Raw genomic sequence first — 13,646 nt, 5'->3', positions numbered from 1 at the left:
TCCGCGGTCGGTCCCTCCGGATACAGTCGACCCCCAAGGGGAGCGGGCGGGGTGACCGGAAGAGCCTCGAAGGACTGGGAGAGCGGCGCGTGCACCTGAAGAGCCTCACGCTGCGTGGCTTCAAGTCCTTCGCCTCGGCGACCACCCTGCGCTTCGAGCCCGGCATCACCTGCGTGGTCGGCCCGAACGGCTCCGGCAAGTCCAACGTGGTCGACGCGCTCTCCTGGGTGATGGGGGAGCAGGGCGCCAAGTCCCTGCGCGGCGGCAAGATGGAGGACGTCATCTTCGCCGGGACCACCGGGCGCGCGCCGCTCGGCCGGGCCGAGGTCAGCCTCACCATCGACAACACCGACGGCGCGCTGCCGATCGACTACGCCGAGGTGACGATCACCCGCACGATGTTCCGCAACGGCGGCAGCGAGTACGCGCTGAACGGCGAGACCTGCCGGCTGCTCGACATCCAGGAGCTGCTCTCCGACTCCGGCATCGGCCGCGAGATGCACGTGATCGTCGGCCAGGGCCAGCTGGACTCGGTGCTGCACGCCGACCCGATGGGGCGGCGCGCCTTCATCGAGGAGGCGGCCGGCGTCCTCAAGCACCGCAAGCGCAAGGAGAAGGCGCTGCGCAAGCTGGACGCGATGGCGGCCAACCTCAACCGGGTGCAGGACCTGGTGGCCGAACTGCGCCGCCAGCTGGGCCCGCTCGGCCGACAGGCCAGGATCGCCCGGCGGGCCGCCGGGATCCAGGCCGACCTGCGCGACGCCCGGCTGCGGCTGCTCGCCGACGACCTGCTGACGCTGCGCCGGGCCGTCGAGGCGGAGGTGGCCGACGAGCTGGCGCTGCGGCTGCGCCGCTCCACCGTGGAACAGGAGCTGGCGGCCGCGCAGCAGCGTGAGGCGGTTCTGGAGGCGCAGGTCGAGCAGCTCGGGCCGCGGCTGGAGAGCGCCCGGCAGGCCTGGTACCAGCTCTCCGCACTGGTCGAGCGGACCCGCGGCACGATCGGTCTGGCCGAGGCACGGGTGCGGCACGCCGCCGCCGGGGGAGCGGCGGAGGAGCGGCGCGGGCGGGAGCCCGAGGAGATGGAGCGCGAGGCCGAGCGGATCCGCACCGAGGAGGCCATGCTCACCGAGGCGCTGGAGCAGGCCCAGGACGCGCTGGCCGAGGCCGTCGACGCGCGCGGCGAGCTGGAGCGCGCACTCGCCGCGGAGGAGCGGCGGTTGAAGGCGGTGGCCCGGGCCATCGCCGACCGCCGGGAGGGTCTGGCCCGGCTCCAGGGGCAGGCCGCCGCGGCCCGGTCCCGGGCGGCGAGTGCCGAGGCGGAGATCGGCCGACTGGCCGACGCCCGGGACCAGGCGACCGAGCGGGCCCGTGCCGCGCGGCAGGAGTTGGAGCTGCTGGAGGAGCGGGTGGCTGCTCTGGAGGCGGGGGACGAGGAGCTGGATGCGGCGCACGAGGCAGCGCGTGAGCGGTTGGCGGGCGCGGAGCGTCACCTGAGCACCGTCCGGGATGCCGCGAGCTCCGCCGAACGTGAGCGTGCCGCGCTGACGGCCCGCCATGAGGCGCTCTCACTGGGCCTGCGGCGTAAGGACGGCACGGGCGCGCTGCTGGCCTCCGCCGACCGGCCGGCCGGGCTGCTGGGTCCGGCGGGCGCCCTGCTGCGGGTCGGCGCCGAGCATCGGACCGCGATCGCCGCCGCTCTCGGCGTCGCGGCGGACGCGGTCGCGGTGGACAGCCTGGACGCCGCGGCTCAGGCCCTGCGGCTGCTGCGCAAGGAGGACGCCGGCCGGGCGGCGCTGCTGATCGCGGACCCGGCCGGCCCGGCCGCGCCCGACATTGCGCCCGCCCCCGTGCCGGCACTGGGCGCGCTGCCCGCCGGAGCCCGTCCGGCCGCCGGGCTGGTGGACGGGCCGCCGGCGCTGCTCGCGGTGGTGCGCGCTCTGCTGGCCGACACGGTCGTGGTCGCCGACCTCGACGCGGCGCAGCAGCTGATCGCCGCCCGTCCCGGACTGACCGCGGTCACCGTCGACGGCGACCTGCTGGCCGGTGGCCTCGCCCAGGGCGGCTCGGCCGCCCCGCCCAGCCTGTTGGAGACCCAGGCCGCCGTCGACGAGACCGCGCTGGCCATCGACGCCCTCGACGCGCGCTGCGCCGAGTCGGCCGAGGAGCTGGTCAGGGCGAACGCGGCGCGTGCGGAACTCGTGGCCGAGGTCGAGCAGTTGGCCGCCGGGCGGCGCCGGGCCGAGCGCGGTCGCGCCGAGGTGGCCGGCTCGCTCGGGCGGCTCGGCGGCCAGGCCCGCGCGGCGGACGGCGAGGCCGAGCGCGGCGCCGCCGCCGTCGAGCGGGCCGAGCAGGGCTTGGCCGCCGCCCACGAGGCCGCCGAGGAGCTGGCCGCCCGGCTGGAAACGGCCCAGGAGCTGGCCGAATCCGGCGACGACGAGCCGGACGCCGCCGAGCAGGACCGGTTGGCGCAGGCGTCCGCGCAGGCCCGGCAGGTCGAGATGGAGTCCCGGCTGGCGGTGCGTACGCACGAGGAGCGGGTCCGCGCGCTGGCCGGCCGCGCCGACGCGCTGGACCGCGGCGCCCGCACCGAACGCGAGGCCCGAGCCCGCGCCGCCGTCCGCCGCCGCCGCGCGCAGCAGGACGCGGCCGTCGCCGGCGCCGTCGCGGACGGCGCCCGGCAGCTGCTCGGCTGCCTGGAGGTCTCGCTGGCCCGCGCCGACGCCGAACGCGCGGCGGTCGAGCAGACCAGGGCGGGCCGGGAGACCGAGCTGCGGGCCGAACGCGAGCGCGGCCGTGAGCTCAAGGCGGAGCTCGACAAGCTGGTCGACGCCGGCCACCGCGACGAGGTGTTGCGCGCCGAGAAGCGGCTGCGGATCGAGCAGCTGGAGGCCAGGGCGCTGGAGGAGTTCGGCATCGAGGGCACCGACCTGCTGGCCGGCTACGGCCCGGACCAGCCGGTGCCGCCGCCCACCCCCGAGGAGGGACAGCCGCCCGGCGAGCCCACCGGCTACGACCGCGCCGAGCAGGAGAAGCGGCTGCGCGCGGCCGAGCGCGCCTACCAGCAGCTCGGCAAGGTCAACCCGCTGGCGCTGGAGGAGTTCACCGCGCTGGAGGAGCGCCACCAGTTCCTCGGCGAGCAGCTGGACGACCTCAAGCGCAGCCGGCGCGACCTGATGGAGATCGTCCGGGACGTGGACCAGCGGGTCGAACAGCTCTTCACCGCGGCCTACCACGACACCGCCGCCCAGTTCGAGGGCGTCTTCTCGCGGCTCTTCCCCGGCGGTGAGGGGCGGTTGGTGCTGACCGACCCGGACAACATGCTCACCACAGGCGTCGACGTGGAGGCCCGCCCGCCGGGCAAGAAGGTCAAGCGACTCTCACTGCTCTCCGGCGGCGAGCGCTCGCTCACCGCGGTCGCGCTGTTGGTGGCCATCTTCAAGGCCAGGCCCAGCCCGTTCTACGTGATGGACGAGGTGGAGGCGGCGCTCGACGAGACCAACCTGCGCCGGCTGATCGCGATCATGGAGGAGCTGCGGGACAGCTCCCAGCTGATCGTGATCACCCACCAGAAGCTGACCATGGAGTCCGCCGACGCGCTGTACGGCGTGACCATGAAGGGCGACGGCATCTCCCAGGTGATCAGCCAGCGCCTGCGCGACGAGCACCGCGAGCGGAAGCTGCCCAAGCAGCAGGCGACGGCAACGCCGTAGGCCCGTCTTCTCTCTGCTGCGGCTGCGCGTCACGGATACTGGTCTGGATATGGAATACGTGATCCTTGCCGTAGTCATCGCCGTGATCGCCATCGGAGCGGTCACCGGCCTCGTCGTCAGCGGCAGACGACGTAAGGAACTTCCCCCGAAGTCGGCTCCCGCGACCCTCGCGCGGCCGACCCCGAGCGAGCCCCAGGTCGGCGAGGAGGCCGCGCCGCCCCGCGCGGAACCGGTCCAGACCGTCGAGGAGGTCCAGCTCCCCGCCGCGCAGGCCCCCGAGGCGACCGTCGAGGAGGCCGCCCAGGCTCCGGCGCTGGATGTCCCGGAACCCACCGCAGGCCGGCTGGTCCGGCTGCGCTCGCGCCTCTCCCGCTCGCAGAACTCGTTGGGCAAGGGCCTGCTCACGCTGCTCTCCCGCGAGCGCCTCGACGAGGACACCTGGGAGGAGATCGAGGAGACCCTGCTGGTCGCGGACGTCGGCGTGGCGCCCACCCAGGAGCTGGTCGAGCGGCTGCGCACCCGGGTCAAGGTGCTCGGCACCCGTACCCCGGCCGAGCTGCGCGCGCTGCTGCACGAGGAGCTGGTCGCGCTGATCGGCACCGACGCGGACCGCTCGCTGAAGACCGCCAAGCACGCCGACGGCCGCCCGGCCGTCCTGCTGGTGGTCGGCGTCAACGGCGTCGGCAAGACCACCACCTCCGGCAAGCTCGGCCGGGTCCTGGTGGCCGACGGCCGCACGGTGGTGCTCGGCGCGGCCGACACCTTCCGTGCCGCCGCCGCCGACCAGCTGCAGACCTGGGGAGAGCGGGTCGGTGCGCGCACCGTGCGCGGTCCCGAGGGCGGCGACCCGGCCTCGGTCGCGTTCGACGCGGTCAAGGAGGGCATCGCCGAGGGCGCCGACACCGTCCTGATCGACACCGCCGGCCGCCTGCACACCAAGACCGGCCTGATGGACGAGCTGGGCAAGGTCAAGCGGGTCGTCGAGAAGCACGGCCCGGTGGACGAGGTGCTGCTGGTGCTGGACGCCACCACCGGCCAGAACGGCCTGGTGCAGGCCCGGGTGTTCGCCGAGGTGGTGGACATCACCGGCATCGTGCTGACCAAGCTGGACGGCACCGCCAAGGGCGGCATCGTGGTCGCCGTCCAGCGTGAGCTGGGCGTCCCGGTCAAGCTGATCGGGCTGGGCGAGGGCGCGGACGACCTGGCGCCGTTCGAGCCGGCCGCCTTCGTGGACGCGCTGATCGGGGACTGACCCCGCGAGACCGACCGCTCACGAAAGGGCCGCTTCCCCACCGGGAGGCGGCCCTCGCTACTGGCAGCTTCGATCCGGTCGGTTCAGGAGGCGAGCCAGGCCGGTTCGGCCGCCACCCGCTCGCGTCCGCGATGGCAGGCGTAGGCCAGCGTGCCGAGCAGCAGCCGGGCCTCCGGCGGCCGGGCAGCGCTCTCCCGGCACGGGCGGCGCAGCCAGCGCACCGGGCCGAGGGCGCCGAGCACGGTGGGCGGCGCGGCGACATAGCCGCCCTCGCCGTGGCAGACCAGGTCGAGGGCGGCGTCGTCCCAGCCCATCCGGTAGAGCAGGTCGGGCAGCAGTGGGGCGGTGCCGCGGGCGACGAAGAAGAGCAGCCGGCCGGTCGGCGCCGCGAGCACCGGGCCGACCTGGGTGCCCATCCGCTCCAGCCGGACCAGCGCCCGCAGGCCGGCCGCCTCGGGGACGTCGAGGACGTCGAAGGCGCGACCGGTCGGGAGCAGGACGGTGGCCTCGGTGTCGGTCCCCAGGAGCGCTCTGACCTCGTGCGGGGCCGCGCCGGGCGGCAGTTCGCGGGGGGCGGCCCCGCGGATCCGGTGCAGACCGGGCGCCGCGCAGTGCGGGCGGGCACAGGCGCAGTGGGCGGAGCCGGTGCCGCGGGACGCGGTCCCGAGGGCCACCGTCCAGCCCCAGTGCCCGGCGTACTCCGCCGCCGCCTGGCAAGCGGTGGCGCGGGTACGGCGGCGCGAGCCGAACCGTAGATCGCCGAACAGGTTGTCCATGCCTCCCCCAACAGGTTTCGATTGCCGGCGGTTACGGGACTGTGACGTTCCGTCAATTCTCGCGTCCGGAGCGCGATGTGCGCGGACGGCGCGCGGCAGCCTGAACGCGCTGCCAGTATCGGCGGCGGCCCGGGCTGCTCGAATCGGGCCGAACACCGGTCCGGCTGCCTTCCAGTGAAGCGCGCGGGCCCCCTGCGCGGTTCACTCCCGGGGGTGGCGAATGGTGGCGTTTCCCGATGAACCATCCCCCGGACGGCGCAAACAGCGTTACGTTCGGCGAGCGAACCACAGCGGCGGGTGCGCGGCGGAACGAGTGAGGACCCCTTCGGGGGCCGGTCGGGACGGGGTGGATCCGGATGGCAGACAAACAGCCCAACGAGAAGTTGACGGCGTGGTTCGCGCGCAGTGGCTGGTCCAAGGGAGAGCTTGCCAGGCAGGTCAACCGCAAGGCGCGCCAGCTCGGCGCGCACCACGTCAGCACCGACACCTCAAGGGTGCGCCGCTGGCTGGACGGTGAGCAGCCGCGCGAGCCGATCCCGAAGATCATGTCAGACCTGTTCTCGGAGCGCTTCGGCTCGGTGGTGGACGTCGAGGACCTGGGCCTGCGGGCCGCGGTCCCGGTCTCCACGGTGGCCGGCGGGGTCGACCTGCCGTGGAGCGGTCCGCAGACCGTCCAGCTGATCAGCGAATACTCGCGCAGCGACCTGATGCTCAACCGGCGCGGCTTCCTGGGGACTTCGCTGGCCCTGACGGCCGGCGCCGCGCTGATCGAGCCGATGCAGCGCTGGCTCACCCCGGGTCCCAGCGGCAGCCCGACACCGATCCTGGCCGCCGCCAACGGCGGAGAGCCGTTCAGCGGGCGGCTCTCCGAGCCGGAGCTCCAACTGCTTGAGCAGACCACCGTGATGTTCCGCCAGTGGGACGCGCAGAACGGCGGCGGGCTGCGGCGCAAGGCGGTGGTCGGCCAACTCCACGAGATCACCGACCTGTTGCAGGAGACCTACCCGCCGCACATCACCCAGCGGCTGTTCCGGCTCACCGCCGAACTCGCCCACCTGGCGGGCTGGATGTCCTACGACGTCGGCATGCACCCCAGCGCGCAGAAGTACTACGTGCTGGCGCTGCACGCGGCCAAGGAGGCCGGTGACCGCCCGTTCGGCGCGCTGATCCTCACCGACATGAGCCGCCAGATGATCCACCTCAACCGCGGCGAGGACGCGTTGGAGCTGATCCACCTGGCGCAGTACGGCAGTCGGGACACCGCCACACCGCGCCAGCAGGCGCTGCTCTACGCGATGGAGGCGCGCGCCTACTCCAACACCGGCGAGGTCAACCGGTGCGCCCGGGCCGTCCGGCTGGCGGAGGACACCTTCACCGACTGCGGGCCGATCGACAACGACCCGGACTGGCTGCGGTTCTTCTCCAAGGCCGAGCTCTACGCGGAGAACGCGCACTCCTTCCGCGACCTGGCGTACCACTCCAGCCGCAGCCCGCGCTACGCCTCGATGGCCGCCCCGGTGATGGCCACCGCGGTCGACCTGTTCCGCGCCGACATGGAGAACCACACCCGCAGCTACGCCTTCAACCTGGTCGGGATGGCCAGTGTCCACCTGCTGCAGGGGGAGCCGGAGCAGGCCGCGGTGATCGCCGAGGAGGCGGTCGAGATCGCGGGCAAGGTGCGCTCCGAGCGGCTGAACACCCGGGTCCGCAAGACCTCCGCGGCCGCCACCGCCGACTACCGCTCGGTGCCCGCGGTCAGCCGGCTGGCCGAGCTCGTGGTCGACCAGATTCCGGAGTTCGAGGCGGTCTGAGAGCAGGCCGGAAGCATCGCCTCCGTTCGACAGTGCGGCACGGTACCTCACCACCTGTCATGGCGCGGCTGAAGTTCACGTACTCGTAACGTGTGCGTCGTCAGCGTCACGGCTGCGAAACACCGAGCCGCACTGGCCGAAACCCGCCTTCGGCACTCTCCTCTTCATCGCCGACACCCCGGGTGGCACGGGACAGGGATCCCGGGTGTGGAGCGGCTTTCATTCACGAGGAGACGCCGATGCCGGACGGCTTCAGCGCAGGCGATACCGCCTTTGTGCTCATCAGTGCGGCCCTGGTCATGTTGATGACCCCGGGCCTGGCCTTCTTCTACGGCGGCATGGTCAGGGTCAAGAGCGTCCTCAACATGCTGGTCATGAGCTTCATCGCGCTCGGCATCGTGACGGTGCTCTGGGTCCTCTACGGATACAGCCTGAGCTTCGGCACCGACGCCTTCCACGGCCTGATCGGCAACCTGGACCACGTCGGGATGCGCGGGATCGGCATGAACGACCTGGCCGGCAGCATCCCGGTCACCGCCTTCTCCGCCTTCCAGCTGATGTTCGCGGTGATCACCCCGGCTCTGATCAGCGGTGCGATCGCGGACCGTGCGAAGTTCGCCGCCTGGGGCCTGTTCGTGGCGCTCTGGGTGACCATCGTCTACTTCCCGGTCGCGCACTGGGTGTTCTTCTTCGACAACGGCCACGGCGGCTGGCTCGGCGACCGCAATGGCGTGATCGACTTCGCCGGCGGAACCGCGGTGCACATCAACGCCGGTATGGCGGGCCTGGCGCTGTGCCTGGTGCTCGGCAAGCGGGTCGGCTTCAAGAAGGACCCGATGCGCCCGCACAGCCTCCCGCTCGTGATGCTCGGCTCCGGGCTGCTCTGGTTCGGCTGGTTCGGCTTCAACGCCGGCTCGGCGCTGGCCGCCAACGGCCTGGCCGGCATGGCCTTCATGAACACCCAGATCGCCACCGGCGCCGCGATGCTCGGCTGGCTCGCCTTCGAGCGGATCAAGCACGGCGCCTTCACCTCGCTGGGCGCCGCCTCCGGCGCGGTGGCCGGCCTGGTCGCCATCACACCGGCCTGCGGCTCGGTCAGCATGCTCGGCGCGTTGGCCATCGGCCTGATCGCCGGTGCGATCTGCGCCGCGGCGATCAGCCTCAAGTACCGCCTCGGCTTCGACGACTCGCTCGACGTGGTGGGCGTGCACGCGGTCGGCGGTGCGATCGGCTCGCTGCTGATCGGGTTCTTCGCCACCGGCCACGTCGGCCAGACCGCCCGGGGTCTCTTCTACGGCGGCGGCGCCGGGCAGCTCGGCAAGCAGGCGATGGGCGTGGCCGTGGTCGCGGTCTACTCCTTCGTGATCTCCTGGTTGCTCGGCCAGGCGATCCAGAAGACCATCGGCTTCCGGGTCTCCGAGGACGTCGAGGTGGCCGGTATCGACCAGGTCGAACACGCCGAGTCGGCGTACGACTTCAGCACGGTGGGTGCCAGCCTCAGCCGCGCCCTGTCGAGCCACGCCCCCACCGGTTCCCCCGTCGCCACCAAGACCGAGGTCGATGCCTGATGAAGCTCATCACCGCCGTGATCAAGCCCTACCGCCTGGACGCGGTGAAGGAGGCCCTGCAGGCCTTCGGGGTGGACGGACTGACCGTCACCGAGGCCAGCGGCTACGGCCGCCAGCGCGGACACACCGAGGTCTACCGGGGAGCCGAGTACACCGTCGACCTGGTCCCCAAGATCCGGATAGAGGTCCTGGTCGAGGACGCCGACGCCGACCAGCTGCTCGACGTCCTGGTGAAGGCCGCCTGGACCGGCAAGATCGGTGACGGCAAGGTCTGGAGCGTCCCGGTCGAGACCGTCATCCGGGTGCGCACCGGCGAGCGCGGACCCGACGCGCTCTAGCTTTTCGAACCCCCTGCGGACCTGCGGATTCCGGTGAATCCGCAGGTCCGCCGACGGCATTCTCCGGCGGCCCGGGCCGCCCGTACGACGGACGGAGAGCCCGCAGTGACCCCCACCACCGACGACTCGACACAGCCCGCCGGCCACGCCGCGGAGCGGGCCGAACTGCTCGCCCGGCCCGGCCTGTCAGGCCCCGCGCGGCGGGCTGAGCTGGCCGGGCTGACCGACCGCTGGCTCGGCTCGCTGCTGGAGGAGGCCGGCCCGTCCGCGCCCGTCGCCCTGGTCGCCGTCGGCGGGTACGGGCGCGGCGCGCTCTCCCCGCGCAGCGACCTGGACGTCCTGCTGCTGCACGACGGCGCCGACGTGGCCGCCCTCGCCGAACGGCTCTGGTACCCGGTGTGGGACAGCGGGGTCGCGCTGGACCACTCGGTCCGCAGCCTCACCGAGGCGCGCACGGTCGCCGCCGCCGACCTCAAGACCCAGCTCGGCCTGCTGGACGCCCGGCACATCGCCGGGGACGCCGACCTCACGGCCGCGCTGCGCTCCGCGATCCTGGCCGACTGGCGGGCCGGCGCCGCCGACCGGCTGCCCGAGCTGCGCGAGCTGGGGCGCGCCCGCGCCGAACGCCACGGTGAGCTGGCCTTCCTGCTGGAGCCCGACCTCAAGGAGGCCCGCGGCGGCCTGCGGGACGCGGTGGCCCTGGACGCGATCGCCGCCTCCTGGCTCGCGGACGCCCCGCGCGACGGCCTGGCCGCCGCCGTCCAGCGGCTCTCCGACGTCCGCGACGCGCTGCATCTGACCACCGGACGGGCCACCGAGCGGCTCGCGCTGCAGGAGCAGGACCAGGTCGCCGCGGCGCTCGGCGTACTGGACGCCGACACCCTGCTCCGGCAGATCTACGAGGCCGCCCGGACCATCTCCTACGCGGGCGAGGTGACCTGGCGCGCGGTCGACCGGGTGCTCGCGGCGCGCTCGGCCAAGGGGCGCCGCCCGTTCGCCTTCCCGTTCGGCGGCTCCGCCCGTGGCGCCGCCGCGTCCGCCCGGGGCGCCGTGCCGCGCCGGCCGCTGGCCGAGGGCGTGGTGGAGCAGGACGGCGAGGCGGTGCTCGCGCTGGGCGCCCGCCCGGCGAACGACCCGGTGCTCGTCCTGCGGGTGGCCGCCGCCGCGGCGCAGGCCGGCCTGGTGGTCGGCCACGCGACGGTCCGCCGACTGGCCGCCGAGAGCAAGTCGCTGCCGGTGCCCTGGCCGGACGAGGCACGCGAGCAGCTGATCACCCTGCTCGGCGCGGGCGAGCCCGGCGTACCGGTCTGGGAGGCGCTGGAGGCGGAGGGGCTGATCACCCGGCTGCTGCCGGACTGGGAGCGGGTGCGGTGCCGCCCGCAGCGCAACGCCGTGCACGTCTGGACGGTGGACCGGCACCTGGTGGAGACGGCGGTGCGCGCGGCCGCGATGACCCGCCGGGTGGCCCGCCCGGACCTGCTGCTGGTCGCCGCGCTGCTGCACGACATCGGCAAGGGCTGGCCCGGCGACCACTCCGAGGCCGGCGAGGTGATCGTCCGCGACGTGGCCGCCCGGATGGGCTTCGACCAGGACGACACCGAGAGCCTGGCGCTGCTGGTGCGCCATCACCTGACGCTGGTCGAGACGGCCACCCGGCGCGATCCGGACGACCCGGCCACCGTCGAGCTGATCGCCAAGACCGTCGGCACGCTGGGCCACCTCGAGCTGCTGCACGCGCTCACCGAGGCGGACGCCACCGCGACCGGCCCGGCCGCCTGGAGCAGCTGGCGGGCCTCGCTGGTGGCCGGCCTGGTCGACCGGGTGGCCGCGGTGCTGGCCGGTGACCCGGCGCTGCCGCCCGCCGTCGCGCCGTCCGCCGACGACGAGCGGCTGGCCATCGAGGCGGCCCGCACCGACGGCCCGGCGCTCTCGCTGCGTGCCGAGGCCGCGCACGACGGCCTGGCCGGCGAGCCGATGGGCGTGCGGCTCGACCTGGCGATCCCGGACCGCCCCGGCCTGCTCGGCACGGTGGCCGGGGTGCTCGCGCTGCACCGGCTGGCCGTCCGCTCGCTCCACCTGCGTGAGCTCGACCCGATCGGCGCGGGCCCGGTGCTGCTGCTCTCCTGGACGGTGGCCGCCGAGTACGGCGAGCTGCCCGAGGCGGCCCGCCTGCGCGCCGACCTGCGGCGGGCCCTGGACGGCTCGCTGGAGGTCGCCCGGCGGCTGGCCGAGCGTGACGCCGCGGCGCCGCGCCGGCGCGGCATCTCCACGCCGCCGCCGGTGGTCGCGATCGCGCCGGGCGGCGCCTCGGCCTCGGCGACCGTCCTGGAGGTCCGCGCCCACGACGCCCCCGGCCTGCTGCACCGGATCGGCCGGGCGCTGGACGAGGCCGGCGTCCGGGTCCGTACCGCGCACGTCTCCACGCTGGGCGCCGACGCCGTCGACGCCTTCTACCTCACCGACCCGGCCGGCCGGCCGCTGGCTCCCGACCACGCCCGCGAGGTGGCCGCGGCGGTGCAGCGGACATTGGGCTGACCGGGGTGGAGACCGCAGCTTGAGCGGCCGGATACCCTGGTGGGCGACGACCGTACTCATACCGATGCCGCAAGGGACCCGCGACCGACGTGTTCGACACTCTTTCCGACCGCCTCGCAGCGACGTTCAAGAACCTCCGGGGCAAGGGCCGCCTCAGTGAGGCGGACATCGACGCCACCGCCCGCGAGATCCGCATCGCCCTCCTGGAGGCCGATGTCGCGCTCCCCGTGGTGCGGGCCTTCATCAAGCAGGTCAAAGACCGCGCGATGGGCTCCGAGGTCTCGGGCGCACTGAACCCCGCCCAGCAGATCATCAAGATCGTCAACGAGGAGCTCATCAGCATCCTCGGTGGCGAGACCCGCCGACTGCGCTACGCCAAGACCGGCCCGACGGTCATCATGCTCGCCGGCCTCCAGGGTGCCGGTAAGACCACCCTGGCGGGCAAGCTGGGCCACTGGCTGAAGAGCCAGAAGCACACCCCGCTGCTGGTCGCCTGCGACCTCCAGCGCCCCAACGCCGTCACCCAGCTCGGCGTGGTCGCCGAGCGCGCCGGGGTGGCGTTCTACGGCCCGCAGCCCGGCAACGGCGTCGGCGACCCGGTCCAGGTCGCCCGCGACTCGATCGAGTACGCCAAGCAGAAGCAGTACGACGTCGTCATCGTCGACACCGCCGGCCGCCTGGGCATCGACGCCGAGCTGATGCAGCAGGCCGCCGACATCCGGGCCGCGGTCGACCCGGACGAGGTGCTCTTCGTCGTCGACGCGATGATCGGCCAGGACGCGGTCACCACCGCCCAGGCCTTCCTCGAGGGCGTCGACTTCACCGGCGTGGTGCTCTCCAAGCTGGACGGCGACGCCCGCGGTGGCGCGGCGCTGTCGGTGGCCCACGTCACCGGCCGTCAGATCATGTTCGCCTCCAACGGCGAGAAGGTCGGCGACTTCGACGCCTTCCACCCGGACCGGATGGCCTCGCGCATCCTGGGCATGGGCGACATGCTCTCGCTCATCGAGAAGGCCGAGCAGACCTTCTCGCAGGACGAGGCCGAGAAGATGGCCGCCAAGCTGCAGGGCGGCGGCAAGGACTTCACGCTCGACGACTTCCTGTCGCAGCTGGAGCAGGTCCAGAAGATGGGCTCGATCTCCAAGCTGCTCGGCATGCTCCCGGGCATGGGCCAGATCCGCGAGCAGATCAACAACATCGACGACAAGGACGTCAACCGCGTCGGCGCGATCATCAAGTCGATGACCCCGGCCGAGCGGACCGACCCGAAGATCATCAACGGCTCGCGGCGGCTGCGCATCGCCAAGGGTTCGGGTGTCGGCGTCGGCGAGGTCAACAACCTGGTCGAGCGGTTCTTCGACGCCCGCAAGATGATGTCCGCGATGGCCTCCGGCAAGGGCATTCCCGGGATGCCGGGGATGCCGGGCATGGGCGGCGGCAAGAAGGCGGGCAAGAAGGCCCAGCCCGCCAAGGGCCGCAAGAAGTCCGGCAACCCGCTGAAGCGGGCGCAGGAGGAGCAGGCCGCCGCCGAGCGCAGGGCGCTGGGCCCGGCCGGTGCGCAGTCGCCGGCCGACGGCGGGGCGTTCGGCATCGGCGCGGGCAAGGGCCCGGCCGACTTCGAGCTCCCCAAGGAGTTCAAGGACCTGCTCTGACCTC

At 73.5% G+C, this 13,646-nt stretch carries 8 protein-coding genes; 7 read left to right on the top strand and 1 reads right to left on the bottom strand.

Annotation, left to right across the window (positions count from 1 at the left end; all coding sequences use genetic code 11):
* Positions 1-89 precede the first annotated feature (89 nt).
* Both smc and ftsY read left to right on the top strand, forming a co-directional pair.
* The gene (gene smc, locus BS80_RS14985) at positions 90-3,710 is read left to right on the top strand and encodes a chromosome segregation protein SMC (RefSeq protein ID WP_051966636.1); all 3,621 of its coding nucleotides are present in this window, start codon (positions 90-92) and stop codon (positions 3,708-3,710) included.
* Positions 3,711-3,759: 49 nt separating this feature from the next.
* Complete coding sequence (gene ftsY / locus BS80_RS14980) at positions 3,760-4,962, top strand: signal recognition particle-docking protein FtsY (RefSeq protein WP_035797751.1); 1,203 nt, start codon at positions 3,760-3,762, stop codon at positions 4,960-4,962.
* An 83-nt stretch (positions 4,963-5,045) separates the two neighbouring features.
* On the opposite strand, the gene BS80_RS14975 is transcribed toward ftsY, so the two are convergent.
* Positions 5,046-5,738, bottom strand: a complete 693-nt coding sequence (locus BS80_RS14975) for a bifunctional DNA primase/polymerase (RefSeq protein ID WP_035797750.1) — start codon at positions 5,736-5,738, stop codon at positions 5,046-5,048.
* A gap of 356 nt (positions 5,739-6,094) precedes the next feature.
* On the opposite strand from BS80_RS14975, the gene nsdA reads away from it, so the two are divergent.
* The 5 genes from nsdA (at position 6,095) to ffh (ending at position 13,642) form a co-directional block, all read left to right on the top strand.
* A complete protein-coding gene (gene nsdA / locus BS80_RS14970) occupies positions 6,095-7,549 on the top strand; it encodes a transcriptional repressor NsdA (RefSeq protein WP_035797748.1) in 1,455 nt (484 codons plus the stop codon).
* Positions 7,550-7,788: 239 nt separating this feature from the next.
* Positions 7,789-9,117, top strand: coding sequence for an ammonium transporter (locus BS80_RS14965; RefSeq protein ID WP_035797747.1), 1,329 nt, complete (start codon positions 7,789-7,791; stop codon positions 9,115-9,117).
* Entirely contained in the window at positions 9,117-9,455 is a 339-nt protein-coding gene (locus BS80_RS14960; RefSeq protein ID WP_035797746.1) for a P-II family nitrogen regulator, read from the top strand. The genes BS80_RS14965 and BS80_RS14960 overlap by 1 nt, the downstream gene beginning before the upstream one ends.
* 105 nt (positions 9,456-9,560) lie before the next feature.
* Positions 9,561-11,990 carry a [protein-PII] uridylyltransferase gene (locus tag BS80_RS14955; protein WP_035797744.1) on the top strand — a complete coding sequence of 810 codons (2,430 nt, stop codon included), beginning with the start codon at positions 9,561-9,563 and terminating at the stop codon, positions 11,988-11,990.
* 89 nt (positions 11,991-12,079) lie between these two features.
* Positions 12,080-13,642 carry a signal recognition particle protein gene (gene ffh, locus BS80_RS14950; RefSeq protein ID WP_035797743.1) on the top strand — a complete coding sequence of 521 codons (1,563 nt, stop codon included), beginning with the start codon at positions 12,080-12,082 and terminating at the stop codon, positions 13,640-13,642.
* The last annotated feature ends 4 nt before the right edge of the window (positions 13,643-13,646 follow it).

This window comes from Kitasatospora mediocidica KCTC 9733 (assembly GCF_000744225.1).
GTDB classification, from domain to species: Bacteria; Actinomycetota; Actinomycetes; order Streptomycetales; family Streptomycetaceae; genus Kitasatospora; species Kitasatospora mediocidica.
Note: the sequence above shows the minus strand (reverse complement) of the source record. Positions and strands in the feature narration are given on the sequence as shown.

Bases quoted from the DNA above. Each gene is read 5' to 3' on its own strand.
- ftsY (WP_035797751.1), top strand. From the start codon at position 3,760: ATGGAATACGTGATCCTTGCCGTAGTCATCGCCGTGATCGCCATCGGA.
- BS80_RS14965 (WP_035797747.1), top strand. From the start codon at position 7,789: ATGCCGGACGGCTTCAGCGCAGGCGATACCGCCTTTGTGCTCATCAGT.
- BS80_RS14975 (WP_035797750.1), bottom strand. From the start codon at position 5,738: ATGGACAACCTGTTCGGCGATCTACGGTTCGGCTCGCGCCGCCGTACC.
- BS80_RS14960 (WP_035797746.1), top strand. From the start codon at position 9,117: ATGAAGCTCATCACCGCCGTGATCAAGCCCTACCGCCTGGACGCGGTG.
- nsdA (WP_035797748.1), top strand. From the start codon at position 6,095: ATGGCAGACAAACAGCCCAACGAGAAGTTGACGGCGTGGTTCGCGCGC.